Annotated in this window: 12 protein-coding genes and 1 pseudogene; 9 read left to right on the top strand and 4 right to left on the bottom strand. The window is 59.8% G+C overall.

The window, feature by feature from the left end; translation table 11 throughout:
• Window positions 1-50 precede the first annotated feature (50 nt).
• Both DJFAAGMI_RS22315 and DJFAAGMI_RS22310 read left to right on the top strand, forming a co-directional pair.
• Window positions 51-1034 carry a Bug family tripartite tricarboxylate transporter substrate binding protein gene (locus DJFAAGMI_RS22315; protein WP_249334699.1) on the top strand — a complete coding sequence of 328 codons (984 nt, stop codon included), beginning with the start codon at window positions 51-53 and terminating at the stop codon, window positions 1032-1034.
• A gap of 35 nt (window positions 1035-1069) precedes the next feature.
• Window positions 1070-2692, top strand: coding sequence for a gamma-glutamyltransferase family protein (locus DJFAAGMI_RS22310; protein WP_211459245.1), 1623 nt, complete (start codon window positions 1070-1072; stop codon window positions 2690-2692).
• Window positions 2693-2967: 275 nt separating this feature from the next.
• On the opposite strand, the pseudogene DJFAAGMI_RS22305 reads toward DJFAAGMI_RS22310, so the two are convergent.
• Together DJFAAGMI_RS22305 and DJFAAGMI_RS22300 are read right to left on the bottom strand one after the other, a co-directional pair.
• Window positions 2968-3198: pseudogene (locus DJFAAGMI_RS22305) on the bottom strand (IS5/IS1182 family transposase); the annotation flags it as partial.
• A gap of 97 nt (window positions 3199-3295) precedes the next feature.
• Window positions 3296-4552: an MFS transporter gene (locus tag DJFAAGMI_RS22300; RefSeq protein WP_211459243.1), complete on the bottom strand. Its 1257-nt coding sequence runs from the start codon at window positions 4550-4552 to the stop codon at window positions 3296-3298.
• A gap of 90 nt (window positions 4553-4642) precedes the next feature.
• On the opposite strand from DJFAAGMI_RS22300, the gene DJFAAGMI_RS22295 reads away from it, so the two are divergent.
• On the top strand, window positions 4643-5650 hold the full coding sequence (locus tag DJFAAGMI_RS22295) for a LysR substrate-binding domain-containing protein (protein ID WP_211459241.1): 1008 nt from the start codon (window positions 4643-4645) through the stop codon (window positions 5648-5650).
• A gap of 243 nt (window positions 5651-5893) precedes the next feature.
• Here the strand turns inward: DJFAAGMI_RS22295 and DJFAAGMI_RS22290 are convergent, their stop codons facing one another.
• Entirely contained in the window at window positions 5894-6334 is a 441-nt protein-coding gene (locus DJFAAGMI_RS22290; protein ID WP_211459239.1) for a hypothetical protein, read from the bottom strand.
• 477 nt (window positions 6335-6811) lie between these two features.
• On the opposite strand from DJFAAGMI_RS22290, the gene DJFAAGMI_RS22285 reads away from it, so the two are divergent.
• On the top strand, window positions 6812-7180 hold the full coding sequence (locus tag DJFAAGMI_RS22285; RefSeq protein WP_211459238.1) for a hypothetical protein: 369 nt from the start codon (window positions 6812-6814) through the stop codon (window positions 7178-7180).
• A 98-nt stretch (window positions 7181-7278) separates the two neighbouring features.
• Here the strand turns inward: DJFAAGMI_RS22285 and DJFAAGMI_RS22280 are convergent, their stop codons facing one another.
• Window positions 7279-7659, bottom strand: a complete 381-nt coding sequence (locus DJFAAGMI_RS22280) for a thermonuclease family protein (protein WP_419095623.1) — start codon at window positions 7657-7659, stop codon at window positions 7279-7281.
• Between the two features lie 448 nt (window positions 7660-8107).
• Here DJFAAGMI_RS22280 and DJFAAGMI_RS22275 point away from each other — a divergent pair, with 448 nt between their 5' ends.
• The 5 genes from DJFAAGMI_RS22275 to DJFAAGMI_RS22255 all read left to right on the top strand — a co-directional run bounded on the left by DJFAAGMI_RS22275 (window position 8108) and on the right by DJFAAGMI_RS22255 (window position 21659).
• Window positions 8108-9421 (top strand): tyrosine-type recombinase/integrase, encoded by a 1314-nt coding sequence (locus DJFAAGMI_RS22275; RefSeq protein WP_211459236.1) that lies wholly within the window; start codon window positions 8108-8110, stop codon window positions 9419-9421.
• A 1150-nt stretch (window positions 9422-10571) separates the two neighbouring features.
• Window positions 10572-12326: an Eco57I restriction-modification methylase domain-containing protein gene (locus tag DJFAAGMI_RS22270; RefSeq protein ID WP_211459234.1), complete on the top strand. Its 1755-nt coding sequence runs from the start codon at window positions 10572-10574 to the stop codon at window positions 12324-12326.
• Between the two features lie 450 nt (window positions 12327-12776).
• A complete protein-coding gene (locus DJFAAGMI_RS22265) occupies window positions 12777-15212 on the top strand; it encodes a hypothetical protein (RefSeq protein WP_211459233.1) in 2436 nt (811 codons plus the stop codon).
• Entirely contained in the window at window positions 15209-19429 is a 4221-nt protein-coding gene (locus tag DJFAAGMI_RS22260) for a helicase-related protein (RefSeq protein ID WP_211459231.1), read from the top strand. The genes DJFAAGMI_RS22265 and DJFAAGMI_RS22260 overlap by 4 nt, the downstream gene beginning before the upstream one ends.
• Window positions 19419-21659: a hypothetical protein gene (locus DJFAAGMI_RS22255; protein ID WP_211459230.1), complete on the top strand. Its 2241-nt coding sequence runs from the start codon at window positions 19419-19421 to the stop codon at window positions 21657-21659. Before DJFAAGMI_RS22260 ends, DJFAAGMI_RS22255 begins: the two co-directional genes overlap by 11 nt.
• The last annotated feature ends 12 nt before the right edge of the window (window positions 21660-21671 follow it).

The raw sequence follows: 21671 nt of genomic DNA, 5'->3' as shown, positions 1-21671 counted from the left end.
ATTCAAACCTGCAAGCTGCATTAAATCTGGAGTTTCCTATGCGTGCACACATGTCCCGCCGGCTTTTCACCTGCTGCGCCACTTTGCTGACCTGCGGCGCCACGGGTCTGGCGACGCCGGCCCTGGCCGCCGATGTCTGGCCTTCACAGCCGATCAAGATTCTGGTGGGCTTTGCCGCGGGCGGTGGCAATGACATCGTTGCGCGCATTCTGGCCAAGGAGCTGCAGCAGAGCCTGGGCCAGGCCGTGGTGGTCGAAAACAAGGGCGGCGCGGGCGGCCTGCTGGCCAACGAAATCGTGGCCAAGTCGCCCAAGAATGGCTACACCCTGCTGCTGGGCTCCATCGGCAGCAACACCATCGCCCCGGTGCTGGCCAAAAAGCTTTCCTACGACCCACGTAAGGACCTGGAGCCGATCAGCCTGGTGGCCGAGTCGGGGAACGCGCTGCTGGTGAACGCCAAGCTGCCCTACACGTCGGTCAAGGAAATGATCGACATGGCGCGCAAGGAACCGGGAACCATCAACTACGCCTCTTCCGGCAACGGCTCGACCCTGCATCTGGCCGGCGCACTGTTAGCCCAGCAGGCGGGCGTGAACCTGGTGCATGTGCCTTACCGCGGCAATGGCCCTGCGATTGCCGATGTCGCCGCAGGCCAGGTCCATGTCATCTTCTCGGGCATTCCACCGGCCATCACCTCCGCCAAGACCGGCAAGACCCGCATTCTGGCAGTGACCACCAAGGAGCGTGTAAAAAGCCTGCCCAACGTGCCCACCGTCGCCGAAGCGGGCCTGCCGGGCTATGCCTTCACTTCCTGGTACGGTCTGTTTACCACTGGCGGCACGGACCCTGCGATCGTAGAGAAGCTCGCCAAGGAAGTGCGCAAGATCATCGCCCGTCCCGATGTGCGCGCGCAGTTCGAGGCCCAGGGGCTGACCCCCGAAACCAGCGACCCCAAGGCGTTCAAGGAACAAATCGACCGGGAGCTCACACGCTGGACCCGTGACGTCAAGGTTCTGGGCATCACCATCGACTGAATCCCGAAGGGTCAGCGCCCGTGTCAGGAACTTCCATGAATCTCCCTTTTTCTCCCGGCAACCCTTACCGCTCGGTGCGGGTTCCCGTTTTTGCACGCAATGGCGTGTCAACCTCCCACCCCTTGGGTGCGCAAGCCGGCTTGCGCATGCTGTGGGCCGGCGGCAATGCCGTCGACGCAGCCATCGCGGCAGCGGCCGTGATGGCCATCGTCGAACCTGTCAGCAACGGACTGGGCTCGGACGCGTTCTGCATTCTGTGGGACGGCGCGCAGCTGCACGGCCTCAATGCCTCGGGCCGTGCCCCCCAGGGCTGGACGCCCGAATATTTCGAAAAGAGATACGGCAAGCAGGCCAAGCCCCCGCGCCGCGGCGTGGACTCTATCACCGTACCCGGCGCCGTCAGCGCCTGGGTCGCCTTGCACGAGCGTTTTGGCAAACTGCCGTTCGCCAGCCTGATGGAGCCTGCGGCTGAAATCGCCGAACGCGGCTACCTGGTACCGCCCGTGGTGCAACAGAAGTGGGCTGCGGGCGCTCCCGAGCTGCAAGCTCAGCCGGGATTCTCCCAGAGCTTTCTGCCCTCCGGCCGGCCACCTGTCGTAGGCGAGCTATTTCGCTTCCCGGCGGCCGCACGCGCGCTGCGCGTCATCGGCGCGAGCCAGGGCAAGGCGTTCTATGAAGGCGAGATTGCTTCGGCGATCACTTCCTTTGTCCAGCAGCACGGCGGTTGCCTGAGCATGGCGGACATGGCCCAGCACAAAGCCGAATGGGTCACACCGGTGGCCAAGGACTACCGTGGCTACACCCTGCACGAGATTCCGCCTGGCGGCCAGGGCATTGCGGCGCAGATCGCGCTGGGCATCCTGTCGAATTTCGATCTGGCCAGCCTGCCCCTTGATGGCGTGGCTTCGCAGCATCTGCAGATTGAGGCCATGAAGCTGGCGTTCGCCGATGTCGACCGCTATGTGGCCGATGCCGGTATGGAAGTGACTACCGCGCAAATGCTCGATGACGCTTACCTGGCGTCGCGCGCCAAGCTCATAGATCCCCTGCGCGCACAAGATTTCAAGGCCGGTAATCCGGTGCAAGGCGGCACGATCTACCTGACCGCGGTCGATGAGAGTGGCATGATGGTCAGCTTCATCCAGAGCAACTTCGCGGGCTTTGGCTCGGGAGTGGTCGAACCCAGCTTCGGCATCAGCCTGCAAAACCGCGGGTATGGGTTTAGCGCCGACCCGGACGGCCCCAACCGCGCGAACCTGGTGGGCCCGGGCAAGCGACCGTTTCACACCATCATTCCCGCCTTCCTGACCAAGGATGGTCAGCCGGTGATGAGCTTTGGTGTCATGGGCGGCAACATGCAGCCCCAGGGCCATATGCAGACGCTGGTACGCATGATCGACTACCGCCAGTCGCCCCAGGCCGCCTGTGACGCACCACGCTGGCGCTACAACACGGGCCTGGCACTCAATGTCGAGGCCGGTATGGATCCGGCCACCGTGGCTGGTCTGCAGGCCCTGGGGCATCGGCTGGAGGTCATTGATGATCCCTACCAGGACTTTGGCGCTGGCCAGTTCATCTGGCGCATGGGCGACCCTGCTGTCGAGGGCTACCAATTCGCCAGCGATCCACGCCGCGACGGGCTGGCTGCAGGCTTCTAGCAGCAGGTTTCCCGCTCCAGGCATGCCAGCCCTGAGTTTTCAGCCTTGATCGCAACGACCTGCGCCAGGGTGGAGCGAAGCATAACCAGGCCCTCAAGCGCAAAAATTGGCTCCTGGAGGAGTACAGGCAGGGGAGGGCAGAGGGGTTGCTGACGTTTGCTGTCCGCAGAAGGTGTACTGCTGGCGCGGCTGTTCAGCCGCAGTTCTTTCTCCTTGGCAGAGGCCCTGTGGCATAAATCAGTTTTGGTTCAGGCAACCCCTGACCCCGGACGTGGCTATGCCACAGCCATCGTTTGCGGATAGCCACGTTCAGTGAGCCGGTTCAGAATGACTGCCCGGATATGCAGCTCATTGACCTGTCGCTCGAATGTGCGTGACGTGACCCGCTCACCCAGTCGCTTGCCTCCACGCATCTTGGTGTCCACCAGGCTGCGTCGGTGATAGCCACTCCAGCTTTTCCATAACTTACGTCCAAAGCGCATGCATGCGGCCATTGCCGCATTGCGAATGCAGTCAGCCAGCAGCAGTCCGCTACGCAAAGGTGGTGACCGACGCCTCAAGGCAGGCGGTCTGGCATGAAAACCCATGTTGAAAAGTCCTTCGTTACTCACGGACACGCGCCGCAGGCTGCTGCGAAGCAGCCAGCAAAGGGCGGGCGACGACTGCACACAGGGAGCAGGCCGACCAGACCAGTACCCAGCCCTGCAGCGACAGCAGATGCGGAATCAGCATAGGGACGGCAAAACACACGATGAACACGCTGGTGTTGGCCATGCCCAAGGCCGTGCCGGCGCGACCGGCTCCTGCTAGGCTTGCAAGCTCGGTATAGGCCACACCATGCCAGGCAGAAACACAGATACCGGCACTGGCCGTCAAGACGAGCAGCAAGAGCGGGCCCGGCGCAAGCCAGCACGCTGTCGCAAGCGCCGCAAAAAGCAGCATGCTCAGCCAGCTGCAGGCACTCAAATAGCTCTGGCGGTTGTGATGGCGGTCCGTCCAGCGACCACTCCATATGCGCATCGCCATGGCTGCGCACTGGACGAATGCCATGACGACGGAGACCCGTGCAAGCTCGGCCTGGGCGAAGTCGTGCAGAAAGACCGTGCCGAAAGACAGCACTGCGAATTGCGGCGCGCACAGCATGCCAATGCCGGCCACGGAGCGCCAGGCGCGAGCATCGCGCAATGGACTGGAGCCGTTGGCGAGTTGGTGCTGTGCATGCAGCGCAGTATGCGGCGGCTCGTGCACCCATGTGGCGACGAGCAGCGCAGAGAGCAGGCAGAAGCTCGCCAGCACGGCGAACACGGCAAGAAAGCCGCCATGCAAGGCCAGCGCAGGTAGCAGCAGCGCACCGATGGCGCCGCCCAGCGGAACTGCAGTCTGGCGTATGCTCATCGCCAGGCCTCGCTCGCCATCCGCAAACCAGGTCATCACGGCCCGCCCGCTCGCACCGTTGAGGCTGCCGCCCAGCAGACCGACCAGCACCAGGCCACCCGCCAGCCATTGCAGATCGGGCACGTGTCCAGTCTCAGGCGTTGCCCAGACGGCCATCGCAGCCAATGCGAGCGCTGTGCCGATCAGGCCGGTGAGCAGCACGGGGCGATCCCCCCAGCGATCGGTCAGCAAACCCCAGGGCAGCTCGCTCAATGCGATGCCCAGGCCCATGAGGCCCAGCATCAGGCCGAGTGTGCTGGTATCGAGCTGATACGAGGAGCGCATCATCACTGCCGTCATAGGGATTCCGCTGAAGGCAGTCGAAAAAGCGGCATTGGCGAGAACGCCTGCGGCCAATACCTTCCAGCGATGGTTTGGAGGATTGACGGACAGCGCAGGCAGTGAGAGACAGTCGAAAGAGTTCATGCCGCGCAGTGTGCTGGCGCTAAATCATTTTGAAAATCAAATAATATTGAAGCAACCATCCCGATTTTTGGGATGATTGAAAGGGCTTCTGTGTCTCGTGTGCTCTACGACTTGGATGTGCTGCGCAGTTTTTCAACAGGGGTCGCGCTTGGCAGTTTCGCGCGTGCCGCGGAGAAGCTGGGGCGCTCGACTTCGGCGATCAGTGCCCAGTTGAAGAAGCTGGAGGCTCAATGCGGCACGCCGCTGCTGCGCAAGGCCGGGCGTGGTCTCGAGCTCACAGAGGCTGGTGAGACCCTGCTGGCCTATGCGCACCGTCTGCTGGACCTCAATGACGAGGCCGTGGCGGCGGTCAGCGGCAGCCAGCTGCGAGGACTGATCCGGCTCGGACTTCAGGAGGACCTCGGCGAAGCACTGTTGCCGGCCGTACTGGGCCGCTTTGCCAGGGCGCATCCCCAGGTGCGTATCGAGGCCTGCGTGGCGCGCAGCGACGAGTTGCGTGAACGCTTTGCTCAGGGACAGCTGGATCTGGCAATGCTCTGGAATGTCGGCGCGGATCTGTCTGGCATCCATGCCGAAACCGTGATGCGTCTGCCTCTGCATTGGATAGGGCCTGCCTCGCCCGAGGTACTGAACAGCCTTGGCTGCTTGCAGCCGGATCAAGAGGGCAAGCTGAAAACACTGGCTCTGGTGATGCTGGAAGAGCCTTGCCCGCTGCGCGAGCTGGTCACAGCCGTGCTGCAGCGAGCCGGGATTGCCTGGCGGCACGCCTTCAGCAGTGCCAGTCTCGGACCGATCTGGGCTGCGACCTCAGCGGGCCTGGGGCTGTCGGTGCGCACGCCCTTCGGCCTGCCGCCACATGTGCGCAGCTACGCGCCAGAGGAAATCGGCTTGCCGCATCTGCCCACCATGGACCTGGTGCTTGGGCGTTCCCACTCTCTTTTGGATCCATCCGCAGAGCGCTTGGCTACTTTACTGGTCGAGGCCGTACGTGCGCACACAATCTTTCCGGCCACTGAGGCTGTGCCATCGTCCTTCAACGAGCTGAGACTCAAACCTGGCCTCCCTGATCCTGCGGCAGTCCAACAGGGTTGCCAATGAGTTGGCAGTATCCGGTGCGTCGTGCTCGATCCTCTGCGGCTGGATCTGCCTAATTCGCTCCGTGTGCTCGGATGACCGCTATGTAGCTAACTGGTAGGTCACGACGCACACATGAGCAGCAACTGCCGTTTGAACTGACTGCTTCAGGCGATTGCCGTCATTGATACAGCCAAGTCCACCAGCCACCCCATGACACTCTCGGCCGCTCGAGCCTGCGAGCATGACCTCTGCGGGGGCGCGCGCTCATACCTTGGCGAGGAAGGCCGCCGCATCACCCGCTTCGCACTTCCAGTCTGCGAAGACCCCAACCAGATTGCATTCCACGCAGCGGCAAGCGATGTAGTACCAGCGCACATCATGTGTGCCCTCGTACACGGAGACGCCGGACATCAGCTCGAATACCTCGTTCTCGCACACGCACTCGTGCGCCTCGGGGGCGGCCTCTTCAATGTAGTCCGCGCTGTCGCCCATCAGGTGTTTCTGCCCGCAGTCGGTGCAGGTGCGGATTGCCACGCCGGCTTCTTCATCGGTCTGCAGCGCAAAAGTCCGGCACCCGCAATTGCATTTGGACGAGGCAAACCGGACGGCCTCATGGCGATTCGCAACGCTGTAGCTGCGCAGCTCGGCTTGGGTGTCGCCGGACGTCGTCCCGTACCAGAACTCGCCTTTCTTCGTCAGTGCCATTGATGCTGTTCCATTCTTCAAGGTGAGTTTCCCGGCAGACCTGACGCCAAGTTTGCCCAATCATCTGGATTTTGCCTGAAGGCGCGGTGAATCGTCGCCGAGGGGCCGGGTCGCGGTGGTCTCCGACAAGGGCTGCGGAAATCCTTGAATACCGATTCTTGGAGATTGCAGCCCAGAGTCCATCAAGTTCAGCTGTTGATCGCCGCCGACATTCGATGTTGAAGCCCCTACGTTAGCTCTCGGCTTGAAGCTGTCGGCCAAGCAGCCTTCGCGAACGGCTGCTTCTGGCCGAAGCCGGGCCTGTCCACTTGTGAGCGCAGCATCACAAAGCCGACCTTCGGGGCTGCGCCTTGAGCGTTCGGTTCAGGCTAGGCAGTCAACGGGTGCGGGCCGTCATCAATCGGCCAACAGTGGACGTTACGATGAGGCGCACAATTGGTGCCCTCCAAATGCAAATGATAGATATAGAAGCTTCTTATGTTCTCCTCTGATGCAATCTATGTTCAGGTCTTCGCAAATCGCTTTGTCGCTAGAAATATTGACTCCGGTGTCGTGCAGGAAACTCAACGGGACCAACAGTTCGCTTCGCCACGTATGTTGATTGCTGACTTCTCGACAGCGCAACACCAGCTCAAAGAACTCGTAAAGTCAGTTCGCCGTGGTCTACGCTCTCCGGAAATTCTCATTCATCCCATGGAGCGCATCGAAGGTGGTGTTACCCAGATCGAATACCGGGTCTTCGAGGAGCTTGGTTCCGGTGCGGGGGCATCGCGTGTTGGGGTGTATACGGGTTTTTCTCTTTCTGGCGAGGATGTGCGGAAGGCAATCCGTGATTACAAACACTAGGACACCAGCTCTCCAATGCCATAGCGGTAATCCTCTCGCAACTCCAGCGCTCTGAAAAATGAAAGTCTGAAGCTGTTGGCAATGATGCAAAGGACCGCTTAGGGTCGTTTACGGATCTGGATTCTGCCGAGGTTCGCGCAAGGCTTTACGCCAATCCCACGACGCGATTGACTCGGGATCTCGCCAAAGTCCAACTTTTCGAGCCTTCGCTTCTTGCTCTGCAAACTCGTCTTGCCGCGCTCCTGAGATGACTGTTCGCGATACCACCAAGCTATGCCCTGCGTGACCATGAGCAGACCTGTATCGAGTGTGCGCGGTCCGCTGGGTGCTGATGCAGGAGCTACCTCAGTTGAGCAGACTTGTCTCTTGTGCCGGTCTATCTTGGTGCAGCGCAGCTCTGCTTCTTTCCGAAATGTCAGCTCGGCTAGTGCTTGCCGGGCACGCTCGCCAAATGGTTGCTTGCGCTTAGGGGCGTCAATGCCCTACAGCCTTACTTTGACCTGTTCATATTGGCCGGGATCGCCACATCGGGCGGTCAGGGTGTCGCCGTCTGAGATGCCTACGACAAGGCTGAGGAAGGTGGCAGCAAGCATCGCTACACTTTAGCTGCAGACGAAAAAGGGGCAGCTTCTTTAGAAGCTGCCCCTTTTGGCCCCAGTTTTCTCGCGGAACCCGCATGAAAACTAGTTATTTTGGTGCCGGAGACATGAATCGAACACGCGACCTTCTCATTACGAATGATTGGGTATTGGTATTTATCGGCGTAGAATGAGGCTCATTGGCACAGCAAAAACAAGGACTTACGGTATTTTTGGATTGCGAACCTGTTTATTTGTACATATCGATATTTGCTGAATTTGCCTACAGATTGCCTACAGATTGCCTACAGATTGCCTACAGATTTCCAGAAGGGGACGAGGGCACGCCATGAACGCAAACAGCAACCGTGTACGACTTACCGCCGGGCGCATCGCGGCATTCACCTGCCCTGTGCAGAAGTCGCAGGCATTCCTATGGGACACCGAGGTTCCCGCCCTGATGCTGCGCGCGACGCCGTCGGGGCGCAAAACCTATGCCTTTGAGTCGCGGCTGTTTGGCAAGACTCTGCGCATAGGCATCGGCCCGGTGGAATCTTGGACGCTGGAGCAGGCCAGAGAGCAGGGGCGCAATTACTCCGTTCTGGTGGACAAGGGGCAAGACCCGCGTGAGCTGGAGATCGAGCAAAAGGCGCAAAGAGAAGAACAGCGTCAGCGGGCAAAGGCCGAAGCCATCACTGTGGGAGATGTGTGGCCCCGCTACCTTGAGAACGGAAGACCTAAACGTCGCGATGCCTGGAAGCCGCGTTATTTTGAAGACCTGCAGAAGATGGCGGCCCCAGGGGGAGTGCCCAAGAAAAGAGGGCAGGGCCTCACCCGGCCCGGCCCGCTCTACCCGTTGCTGGCGTTGCCGTTGGCGGCTATCAATGAGGACTCGCTCAAACGGTGGCATGACAAAGAGGCCAAATCCGGCAAGCACCAGGCCGCACGCGCCTTGATGATGTTCCGTGGCTTTCTTCGCTGGTGTGCCTCACAGCCAGAGTACCGAGCTATGACCGACCGCGAGGCAGGGCAGGCGCCGGCCATCGTGCAAAACCTGCCGGCCATGACCCGCCGCACCGATGCGCTGGAAACTGCGCAGGTCGAGGCGTGGTGGTCGGGCGTGGAGCAACTGGACAACCGCACCGCCAGCGCTTATCTGCGAGCACTGCTACTGACAGGCGCCCGCCGCGAGGAAATGGCGGCTCTGCGCTGGAAGGATGTTGATTTTCGTTGGCGCAAGCTGACTCTGTCGGACAAGGTGGAGGACAGCAGAACCATTCCATTGACGCCATACCTGCGTCACCTGCTGCTGGCGCTGCCCAGAACGGGCGAGTTTGTTTTTGCCAGCTCCGGGGATAAGGGCCACATTGTTGACGTGCGGGCCAGCCACGCAAAGGCATTGAAATCTGCCGCCATTGAGCGACTGACCTTTCATGGGCTGCGTCGCAGTTTCTCGCTGCTGGGCGAAGCCGCCGGTGCGCCAGCCGGTGCGATTGCCCAGGTGATGGGGCACAAGCCAAGCGCCACAGCAGAAGGCTACCGTCCCCGCAGTGTCGATGCTCTGCGCCCGTTCCTAGAGCGTATCGAGGCATGGATTCTGGACCAGGCCGGAGTGCAGTTCGACACCAAGGCAGAACCTGGGCAGTTGCGCGCAATGCACTAGAGCGGGCTAAGCCTGGTGAGTGAGTCACGGCGACCAGCGCCAGCCAGGAGAATTTACGCGCGCGACCTTACTATTTTTAGGTGGTACAGGTGGTACAGGTGGTACATCGTTGATTTATAAGGAGTTTTCTGTACCACCTGAGAAAATTTTGGTGGTACATGGTGGTACAGGCAATAAATACATAGCTCTATAGCTATCAATGCACTAGCAAAAACACCGTTTTCGGCATTTACATGCGCCGATTCAGCATCAAATTGACGATGCCGTCGCCATGAAGCAGAGGCCGCATCCAACTGGCTGCATTCCTTGGTGAGCAAGGGCTCCAGCGCACCAGCTTGGACGCATGCGAGAAGCACCTTTGTCGACGATGCGCTGCTTGCGTCAACTTGGAGTGGTTGAAGCAATACGTGCCTCATGCCAGATATGTTTATTGTGGTCCCCGGCATTCATTGACCATCATTGCGCTACGCGATGACCGGCCTACTTCTCCTGGCCACCGGCCGCAAACGACACGTTGCAGCCATTAGTTCCTGGTCAGCCGGTGTCCGCTGTGTAGCGTTTGAAGCCCGTCGTTGCGACTGGCCGAATTCACGCTAATCGCCACAAAGCGGTCGCTGGATTTTGCGACCGCGGAACGCACGAAGGTCAACTGCACAAGGTTTTGGGGCCGAAGAACTTGTGCACGGCAGCAGCGCCGCACCGCTGACTGGACCTGCCGAGGGCTAACTCGCGCTTTCGACCCTGAGCTGACATTGAGCAACATGATCCCAAAGCGACCGTTCAGCCTTGAACCTTTGCCTGAAATGTTGATGTCCACGCCGAAGTGACCCTGCGGCATTGGGTACCGCAGTCGGGCACCGTGCAATCAAGCTTGGCAAACCGCAACAGACTCTCGGCCAAGCCTGCGACTTGACTCCATCGAACGATGTAGCGACACCCTAATTGACGAAGATCAATCGGAAATACCCATACTCTGACCATACTTGTATTGATGCGACAGCAACAATAATGTACAAACTGTCACAAACGACGAGATGAAGGGGGGAGAAACCTATGATGAACGCAATCCGCAGTAAAACGCAAGGAATAGCCGAAGTAACAAGCATCTTGGCTTGGGATAGCAGCTTTAGCTCCTAAGCTATAGCCTGCAATGATTATCCCCGCCACTCGCCTCAAGTTCTATCGACGCGTCAAAGCATTGACGCCGCTTGTCGAAGACAGTCCCGATTTGGTAGAGCGTCTTGTCAAAGGCCTGTTGCACCTCTGGCAGCAAGTCTCCTATCCAAGCCTTGTCGCTGACCGTATTCCCTACGGGAGCAGCGGATTCCTGGTGGAAGAAGCAGTCCAAGACTTCGCCAAATGGCTTTCTGAGGAGCCTTTCAACGAGGCAGCCTACTGGCTGGCAACTGCGTATGCCATCCTAGTCGGTGATGAAGTGCGTACGGAGCGCGCACTGTACTTCACGCCACCTCTTCTTGCCGAACGAGTCATCGACGACCTGCTTCAGCATGGTGCATCGCTCACGGCGCATCACTGGCATGACCCCGCCTGCGGCGGCGCAGCGTTCCTCGTGCCGATCGCGCAGCGAATGTCTGCTGCGCTGGCAAAGACCGACATGTCCGCATCCAAAAAGCTCGCACACATCGAGAGCCACCTCAGCGGCAACGACCTGGATCCAGCTCTTCTCGAGGTCTCGCGCGAGTTCTTGAGGATGGCGCTCTCTGATTTGGTGACCGAGCTGGGACGTCCCCACGAGATCACGCTGACCAAAGGCGATGGGTTGACCTCGCCTGCGCTGGAAGCGCTCAAGCCCGATGTTTTGGCCTGCAATCCACCTTACCGAAAGCTCAAGTCGGCCGAGGTCGACCCATACCGCCGGGCACACGGGGATGTCATTGAAGGGCAGCCGAACATCTACGGTTTGTTCATCAACCGCACCTTGAAGCTGACAAAGCAAGGCGGGTTCATCGGGCTATTGACACCAACGAGCTTCCTTTCGGGGCAGTCATTTTCCAAGCTGCGGACGAAGTTGCTGCACTGCTCAGATGTCCTGCAGGTGGACATGCTCAGCGATCGCACCGCGATGTTCATCAACGTCGAGCAGGAGACCGCCATCACGGTGCTCCGTCCGCGCGAACCGGGTGTGATTGATGCGTATACGCGCGTCAGCGTGCTCAAGCCCGATGGCGAATTTGAAGACGTTGGTAAGTACCTTTTGCCCAGTTGCGGTCGCGCTTGGCCAATTCCGCGGGGTACAGGTGACGCCGAGTTGCTCCAGTACGCAAGACTGACTGGATTCAACCTTTCAGACTATGGATACGTCGCTCGCGTTGGCAATCTCGTGGCCTATCGCGATGATCGTCCCAGATATGAGGAGATGCCCGTCGCCAGTTCAGAGGGCCTTGTCGTCCCATTGGTGTGGGCCACAGACATAACAACGGACGGACGTTTCGAGCACGGGCGTGATTCCCGCTTAGACCGTGGTGGGCGGTTTGTTCAGCTTCGTGCACTGACCGACCACGGGGTGATCACCAAGCCTGCGGTCATATTGCAGCGCTTGACCTCAAGCGATCAGAAGCGACGGTTGATAGCAGCAGCGGTACCACAGGACTGGGTGGATCGCTATGGTGGATTCATCTGCGAGAACCACATCATCGTGCTCAATCCCGTGGAGGCCGATGCCCTTGCACCTGATCGCCTCGCGGCACTTCTCAACACCCCTGTTGTTGATCGGGTGTTCCGTTCGATATCTGGTGCAAGCAATGTGGCGGTCTCGGAACTGAACGAGCTCCCCCTGCCTGAACCAGGGTGCCTTCAACGGATAAGGCCAGGCGCACCTGGACTCGATGAGGCCGTGCTGGCTGCGTACAGTGCTGGGCGGCAGACGCATTGCGCGCATCGCTGACTCTCCTTCTACACCCGGATGTTCAGGACCGACAAAGGAGCGCGGCAGCTTCCACGCAATAGGCTGGAAGACTGGCAACGCGCAGCCGAACAAAAGAAGGCCCTTGCGGCGAAGCTGCCTTGGCTGCGTGCACGAAATTCCAGCCCAGACACTGCTCATACTGATGAGCCAATCGCGGCGGGTGACGTCTCTTCAGGTGTGCGGCACGCGATCTCGGCCGCTACGTCCTCGGCTTCTACGCCGCCGACCGCCGCGGCCGCAGAGACCCGCCCGGCTCCTCAGAAGGCGGCAGCAGTATCAGCAGGGCTGCCGCTGTGGACTGGCGACTCCGATACGGAAATGAAGGTGATCTCGGCTGTAGAAGGCCTTGCCTCGCAGCTTCTTCACGTAGCTCAGACCAGGGTGCCAAGCGTTGTCCTTTTGTGGCCTGGCTCCTTGAAGTCGCTGAGCATGGCGCACGCAGTTGCAACAGCCGCACGCTGGCAACAGGGTGACAAGCAGGGCGTGCGTTCGCTGCTCTACCCAGCGAAGGCGAACTTTCTGCAGGCCCTCAACGATGCGCGCGTTGACCGCACGGCACTCGTTCGACTTGCTCAAAGGCTGGCTGAAGTCAATCCGAATCCGTTGGTCACGGTCTCCATGCCGGGAAAGGATCCCTTCTGGCTGGCGCTCAACAGCATTAAGAAGGACACAGCGGGGGCGATACATCCAACGTTGGGTGAGCTGCTCCCGCACTTCTTCGCTGACAAAGACTTCCAGTCCTGGCGGGCTTGCGATGGAGACCTTCTGCGGTTCGTAAAGGCGCGCATTACAGATGCAGGCCATCGACGTGCCTTGAGCCAGAACTCCATCCCCGCGCTGGGCGACATCAAAACCGCACCAGATGCGCTGCTTGCGATCAGCTGGAGATCCTCCACAGAAGACATCCGCCAATCGTTACGGGGTCTACGGCAAGCTCGGCCGCCGGACGTCCTGCTGCTAGATGCAACCCGACGGATTCGCAAGGGCAACCCGTCCTGGAAAGCAAACCTCGTCAAGTTCATCGACCGCGCTTGGGAGGTTTGGCGTGAGCGCATTCCTCCGGTGCTGTTGGTCATCGACGAACCCCACCTTCGGACTCAGTTCCATAAAGAACTTGAGAAGCGGGCGAGAAAAAACAGTGCAGCGGCGGCCTGGCTGCTCAAATCACATCTGCCCACACACGGCATTATCTGCACGATGAATGGTGGAGGTCTGATGCAGGTGTCCAAGCCGGAGCAGCTCCACCCCGAAGCCAAGCAGATTGTCATTGACGTCGTCGACAAGGAGGCAGCAGCCGTTGTGGACGGCCTCAACAAACTCCGCGCTGCTGTTTCCACAAATGAGGATTGGGCGCAGGCGATGGATGAGGCCGCGGCCTATCTGTCTCGTCTGGCAGCCCTTCCGTCGAGCACACGTGTCCTTGCGACCTGGTTGAGCGAGGCCGATGTCTCGATGGCCGTTCGTCAGAACTACGCCTGGCCCGTCTACAAGTCTAAGCTGGAAGTCATCCGCAACGATGCGACCTTCGGTGGACGGGCTCGCCTTGAGCAAATCATCGTCCTGGGCGATGCGATGTGGCACAACTATGAGAAAGGCACTCCGCTTGCGAGACGGCTTGCCGAGCTCATCGAGCAGCGCACAAGAGGTACAGAAAGGTGTTGCCTGGTTTTCACCAAACCCACCGCCAGGCGCCTGGCCGAGCGCTATTTCGAGACCTATGACGGGTATCCGGAAGGCGCCGGATTCGAGGTTCTTCGCGACCACGTTCGGTTCACCGTTCCTCGGACTCTTGAAGCCGAAATTGACTCGCCGGTCAAGGAAACCCTGATCTTTGTCGGCCTGGATGAAGTGTCCCTGCGCCTTCTCGTTCTGGAGCCACGTCTTTCGTCGCCTGCGTACGTGCTGCTCACGCGCCGCAACGCCGCGTATCTGAAGGCCACCATCAAATCAATTCAAGGGCTATCGGGCTTCGCAAGCTTGCGCGGTCGGCTCGATGCAATATCGAGGCAGCTTCCGGACTTCCCGAACATCGATGAGGCCACGCTGCTCAGGCGTGACGACTTCGTATTGCCGACCTTTTCGTTCGAGCAAGGCCTGTCGAGTACGCCCAACGCGTCCGAGGAAAACGACCCCAATGCCTGGGAGTTGGTATTGGACGGCGGCACCTCGATCAAGCGCAGCCCTGGTGCCCGAGCCTATGTCTACGACCAGGGCCTTACGCACACGGTCACACGCGGATTCAAGGGGGTTGAAGTATCTGACCTTCAAGAAGGCGATCGGCTGTTCGTCATGTCACTTGAACTCAGAGAGATCACCGAGGCAGCCTTGAAGGAGGCAGGGGCCCCAATTGGCCACGATCGAAGATTTGAAGGAGATCTGCGTGAGTACCACCGACGGGTGGGAGAGCTTGCGGCAACGGTGCCTGGCATCAATCTGACCATGAAGGCCAGGCAAATCCTTGCGGCAATTTCCGAGTCTCTGGACCCGCAATGGGTTCCACCGTCGGAAGGATCGGTCCGCACGTGGCTGGACGTGGAACGGTACGCAGGCAAGTCATTTGACGATGCCAAGCCTGGAGCGCCTCGCCACGGTGCCCATTTCGAAGCATTTGCGAAAGGCCTGGGGATGGACAGACTTGAGTGGACCTATTTTTGGAAGGCAGTCATCCAGCCGCTGCGAGGCGTGCGCAGGGCGGACGGACGGCGTGTGTCCGATGTGTACGCAGAAATGCTCCTGGAACCGGAGTCCTCAGTCGTGCACAGGCACCTTAAGCCCTCTGTCGTGCAGATGTTCTTCGAACGAGCCAAGGACAACATCCACACCATCGATGCCATTCGCAGACATCCAACGAGGAGTGAACAATGACTGATCCTGTCGTCCGCGCAGACCCAGCCAAGATCTCGACAACGCTGAAAGAGGCGGCAGTCGATGCGCTGCTGAACCTGACCTTCTCGCGAATCAGCGGGCACGGGACGGAGGGGCAAGTGCTCTTCGGATCCCGCCCCCGGTCCATACTCGCCGCGGGATTTTTGCTCCCTCCACTGCGCGCTGAAGGGGGCGGGGACGAGGTAACGCAGCCAATCCGCATCACCGCTCACGGATTGGATTGCCAGATTCACCGGGAAACGAGTGGCATTGTGACGGTGCAGCCTCGGTTTCAGATCTATATCCGTGTGCTGCCGTCCACCCAGGACATGAAGCGGTCCGATTGCGCGCCGCGCTTTCGCCTCAACGACGAAGTCCGCAAGCTCCTGCAGGCGCAGAACAAGCAGGCCCTCAAAGAGCGCTGGGCTGTTGAAGCGGCCGGCAAATCGTACAAGCACCGCAGCGACCATCCGCAGTGGCGCGAGATCGAGAAGGAAGTACGGCAAGAGGTCCTCGAGAAGCTGAAGCTACCCGCGAACATCACCACGCTGTTTTCGGTAGAGGACGACAGCACGGTCACCCCAAAAGGCGATGACGATGAGGGGGCAGCGGACGGCGTGCTCATCACGGGAGGGGCTCTCCCGGAGATTCGGGACGATCTGTTCAAGCCGATGGATCTACCCCATAAATGGTTGCGAATCTCCATTGACCAAGCACAACTGCCTGCCCTTGAGATCAACCCTGGGCTGCCAGTTGCCGAGCTGGCGGCAAAGGTCAAGGAAGCGTCCGCCAGCCTCACTGCTGCGGCCCAGCTTGCCATTCTCCAGTGGGCCGATTCAGAAGAAGGCAAGCTGTGGTGCGTGCGCAAAAACACGCTGATCCGCCCATCTGAATACCGGGAGTGGCCGAAGTTCCTTGAACAATTGCGAACCGATCCAACGAGGGAAATGGCGCTTCCAGATATCGCTCTGTCATGGTTGGTGAAGCTCTCCCCGGACTGGTTGAACCCTGGGCGATCCAACCTGCACATCAGCCTTGAGAATGTCTCGAAAGAGCCAACGCGACAAGCGGACTTGACGGATCAAAGCATCTTTCAAGTTCATTTGGAACTTGCCATGCCAAGGTCGCTTCACGCACCGCTGCGCCTTGGCCGCGTCGAGGCCTCCTACCGCTACAACAGCCATCTCGAATACCCCGCCATGGGCTTCAACGGCGGCGTCCAGATGCAAGAGTCGGGCGAACCGCACCTTCTCAAGCTGCGCACCACCTGGGCGCCACGCTATATCCAGCCGCGCATCACGCCCAATGACTACACTGGCATTGATCCCAACATGCGGCACCTCTCCAAGCCGGAAGGAATCGGAGCCGTGCTGCCGCTTGGGAATGCGCTTGATCAGTGGTTGGTCGGCCTGGAAAAGGCGGTTGACCTCACGGCTGGCCTGGATGCAGGCGATGCAGCCGGGCTGCAGCGGGAAAAGAGTGGCTTCGCCGCCGACAAGCAGGGCTGGCAAAAAGAAATCGAGGCAGTGAAGGCTGGCCTCGCCATCCTTCAGGAGTCGAAAGCGGCCTGGGACACAACTGGCAAGCGCGGCCCTCAGGCCGATGAGCGGGCAGTGGTTTATGAAGCCTGGCTGTGCATGAACGAGACGATGGCCAACTTGATGCGTGATAGGCTCAAGAACGACAAGGGGGCATGGCGTCTGTTCCAGATTGCCTTTGTGATTGCCCATGTCCCGACCGTGGCAAGCCGTATGAAGTGCTTTCGCAGCAGCTACGTGCGCGAGCGCGACGACACCGTCACGCTGCTCTACTTTGCTACCGGTGGGGGGAAATCTGAAGCCTTCTTTGGCCTGCTGGTCTTCTCTCTGTTCCTAGATAGGCTTCGCGGCAAGCACGTCGGTGTGACCGCCATGATCCGCTACCCCTTGCGCCTGCTGACGATTCAACAGGCCCAGCGGTGCATGAAAGTGCTGGCTAAGGCAGAGCTGACGCGGCGGCACTATGCAATTGCGGGCGATGCGTTCGCAATCGGCTTCTGGGTGGGCAGCGGCGGCTCACCGAACAATCACTCCGCCCCTGGCGTAGACGACATCCCAGACATCAAGGATGTCTCTGCGAACTTGCAATCAGAGCGCGCGTTGGAAGCACGCGAGGTGAACTATGAACTGCAGAAGGCTGCCTGGAACAAGATTCCGGGCTGTCCCTTCTGTGCAGCGGAGACCGTCCTGCGGCGGTTTGCCGACATGGGTGGAACACTGGCCCATGTCTGCTCCAACGCGGAATGTGAATCGAATCGAGACGGGTACAGCCCTCTACCCTTCTACATCTGCGATGTAGACATCTACGACCTAGCCCCCTCGGTGCTTCTTGGCACTGTGGACAAGTTGGCACTCATCGGCCAGTCATCGAAAACGCTTCGCAGGATCTACGCGATGTTTGGTGCGGCACCGCTGCGCAGCAAGGCGACGAAGCGGCTGGTCATGCCAAATGAACCGCGCGACTTCCGGAGTGACCTGGATGAACAGGGCTACGAAAGGCTCTATCCCGCTTATCCAGACGGGACTCGGTTGTTTCATGACCCATTCCCAAGTCTGCTGATCCAGGACGAGGCCCACCTACTTGACGAATCGCTTGGCACATTTGCGGGGCTGTTCGAGTCTGCGTTGGACGCGATCTTGACGGCCATTTCCAAACCGCTGCACGAGCTGGTGGCCTATGAGCCTGATGGCACCACTCGCCGCCGTGCTAAGGTCGTTGCCGCCTCCGCTACCGTTGCTGATCCCGAACGGCAACTGGAGCACCTCTACCAGCGGCCGGTCCCCGCGATGCAGTTTCCCTACCCAGGGGAAAGCTTGTACGACTCCTTCTATGCGAGCCCGACAGCACCCAATCAGGATGAGTCGCAGCGTGCCGCGCTTGATAATGTCGAAGAGTGGTCGAAGTGGGGCCGTGTCTACGCGGGGTTCATGACGAACGGCCGCGCCCATACCGCGACGACCGTGGCGGTCCTCTCCAACTTCCATACGATCATTACGGAGCTCTTGCTCGCCCTCACGTCTGGGGATAACGTGCAAGCGGCCAGCGCCCGCAGCAAGCTGGTGGACAGCGTCTCTTCCGGCACACTCGAGCAGCTCTATCGGGGCAACCTTCAAGGGGCAACCCCCTCGGAGCTTGCCACCATCATCGACTTGCATCGCATCGCGCTGACCTATGTCACCAACAAAAAGGGCGGTGACCAGATCATGGCGGCGGAGTTCGAGGAGACACGCAAGCGGCACGCAGAGCGTCAGCTGCCAATCACGGATTTGCGCACCGACCTCATAACCGGCTCGGTGTCTCAGGGCGAAATCCAGAGAACTGTGCAGGAAGCCCAGTCACGGCCCGCACCTGGTCAGCCCCTGGAGCCACTCACCGATGCCCTTCGCTCGGTCATCGCCACCTCTGCGGTCTCCCACGGCGTCGACGTCGAGGAGTTCAACTCGATGTTCTTTGCGGGGATGCCCTCCGACGTGGCCGAGTACATCCAGGCCTCCTCGCGGGTCGGCCGTACGCATGTGGGCTTCGTCGTCCTCATCCCGACGCCCCAGCGCCGCCGCGACCGCTACATCGTCGAAGTGTTCGATAGCTACCACCGCTTCCTGGAGCGCATGGTGTCGCCGGCCGCCATCGACCGATGGGCAGGCCGTGCCATCGAACGTGTTTTGCCAAGCTTCATCCAGGCATATCTCGCTGGCGTGTGCTACATCAGGGACTTCTACAACCTAGATCCGGACAAAAAGCACACCCTGCGAGACCTCTCCTGGATCCCTTCCATCGTCGACCTCTACAAGAACCCGTCAAGCAAGGCCCCTTTGGTCCGAGGCATCTGCGAGTTTGTCGAGAAAGCCGTCGGCTTGGAGGCAGAGTTTGCGCCAGGCGGGAAGCAACACTACCAGGAACTCATCCGAGAACGGGTGGAGACGCTACTGACGAACTGGGCCCGTGACGCATTGGGCGAGCAGCGCAGCCTGATGGGCTATTTCAGCGCGCAACCCAGCGTGATGCACAGGCCAATGACTTCGCTGCGAGATGTCGACGAAGCGGGAGTCATCACCTTCGGCCACCGCGACCTCGATGGCAGGTACGGTGTGAACGACGCAGTCGCACGACGGGTGATGCAGTTCATTCGGGGCGGGGTGGTTGAAGGCACGGATTTGGAAGATTCACATGGCGACTAAACGAACACCTCGCGACGGTACCGAGCCACGCGAGAAGCCTGCGGCGAAGATGACGCGCTCACGGGGCCAGCTTGCTACTGCGTACGCTCCTGGCGCCCTGTTCACGTTCGAGGGTGGACTTGGAGCCTGTCTCTCCATTGCCGATCAGAGTCAAAGTCCTTTGAAGGCCAACATCAGCCCAGAGACCGAAACGCAGATTCATCTGCGGTTGCGAGAGCTTTGGCAAAGCTGGTACAGCCGCGCGATGCAAGGCGGTACGGACAAGCATCCAGCACTTGCCGTGCAGTGCTTGGACCCCGCCTTGCTGCCTGATGGCACATATCGAGCGCCAGTGCCAGGCAGGTTCCAATTCGTCGACCCGAAGGCGATGAGCTACATCCCCGCGCCTCTGGACTTTGTGTGCAATACATGCGGTCGCTTCCAGAAGTTTGACTCCATACGAGATGCCTCTGCTGGGATGGACGCGCTCAAAAAGGATCGATGCGATACCCGCTCTCCCGAACACAAGGGCAAGTGCCGCTGGCGCCAGCTCGATGTCATCTTCGTGCACTGGTCAGGTACGTGGATTGCTCCGACGCCCGGGCGATGGGAGTGGAGCCAGCCCGATCAGGAGGTGAAAGCCCCCATCCTGGCCTGCGGTGTATGCCAGAGTCGAAAGTACTATCTCAACGACACGTCGCCGCGGATTGGGGAGTGGGTTTTCGAGTGCGAGAACGGACACAAGGATGGGGACAGCTGGCTGCAAAACGATCCTGAAACCACGCAACTCTTGGGCGACGAGTGCTTGCTGCGCCCACCACGGTGGCGGCGCATGGAGCCAATCTCGTACCGCGCAACTCCTGCCTTCTATCCACACACTGAGCAGTTCATCATCTTCGCGCCAGATGAGCGTGACCTGCTGCTGATGCTGCAGGAGGGCAATGAGTCGGAGCTGGCGAGTTTTGCGTCAGGACGATTTGGCCTTGGTGCCACACCGCCCACTGATACTGAAATCCTCGAGATGTTGAAGAAGGCGGGGCAGTCCGCCAAGGTGTCTCAATACGAGCGGCTTGACCGCATGCGTCAAGCGATGCCGGGCACTCAGATGGCCGACGAGCTCTCCGCCAACCTGCGTGAAATGGTTGCCGATTGGAAAGCTACTCCCGGACTTATCCCAAGCAAGCATGAGGCTCCTCCATGGCTGATGGGGCAGATCAATCGGCGCGCCGAATTTGGCAGCCGATACGACCCACTGGTCCTGGCCGTCGAGCATGAGGCCCTTCGGCGATCCAAACTCAGCAAACTTAGCCTGGCGGATGGGCGCTCGCCCTTTGTGCGATTCAACGAACCCGACGTCGACCTTGCGCCCAGGACGCCGGAAGAGCTCAATGCCCAGAAGGCCACCACATTGCGTCTCTTCTCGGCCCTTGGAGTCGCTGAGATGGGCCTCATTCGCGAGTTTGACCTTTGCCGCTTCACGCACGGATTCACCCGCATGTCGACCGATCCACTGATCGAGAAGAGCGATCAGCAGACACTGCAACTTCCTGTGCGGCTTAACCTGTTCCAAGCGCTGGGCAACAGAAAAATCCCGATCTATGTGGTCACCCAGGTGAACGAGGCCATCTATGTTCGGCTCAATCCCGAAGTGGTCGACGAATGGCTGCGGACGGTGGGTGTGACAGATCTTCCCGACTGGGATCCATCCGGAGATACGAAGCTTGGGGCTCACATCCTGCAGAGCGCTGCACCATTCGGCAAGTACTTCTCCGAGCTGCTACCAGGCCCAGCCAACACCTACCGGTACGTCTACACCCTTCTGCACACCTACGCCCATACCCTGATGAAGGCGATTGCTGAGTTCTCGGGGCTGGACATGGGAAGCATGGGTGAGTACCTGTTCCCTGCGGACTTGGCATTCGTGGTTTATCGCAATGGAACCACGATGGACCTTGGAAACCTGTCAGCACTCTGGCGCAACTACAACACAGTCTTTCTTGAGCACCTTCTGGAGCCAAGAACGCTCATGTGTGGTGCAGGAAGTTTGTGCGATGAGCACGGTGGAGCGTGCCCCAGTTGCATTGTCATTCCAGAGACCTCTTGCATCGCAGCAAATCAGCTCCTGACCCGTTCCGTACTTCGCGGCGGGCCTGCACCTCGTGAAGACGCACAGCAGCAGGGATCACGGATCGGAGGGTACCTCGACATTGCTAGCGCGCGGGCAACTGTCTGCACTCAACGCGTCAGATGATCTTTCAATCTC

The sequence above is a fragment of the Comamonas brasiliensis genome (assembly GCF_018292285.1).
Taxonomy (GTDB): Bacteria; Pseudomonadota; Gammaproteobacteria; order Burkholderiales; family Burkholderiaceae_C; genus Comamonas; species Comamonas brasiliensis.
Note: the sequence above shows the minus strand (reverse complement) of the source record. Positions and strands in the feature narration are given on the sequence as shown.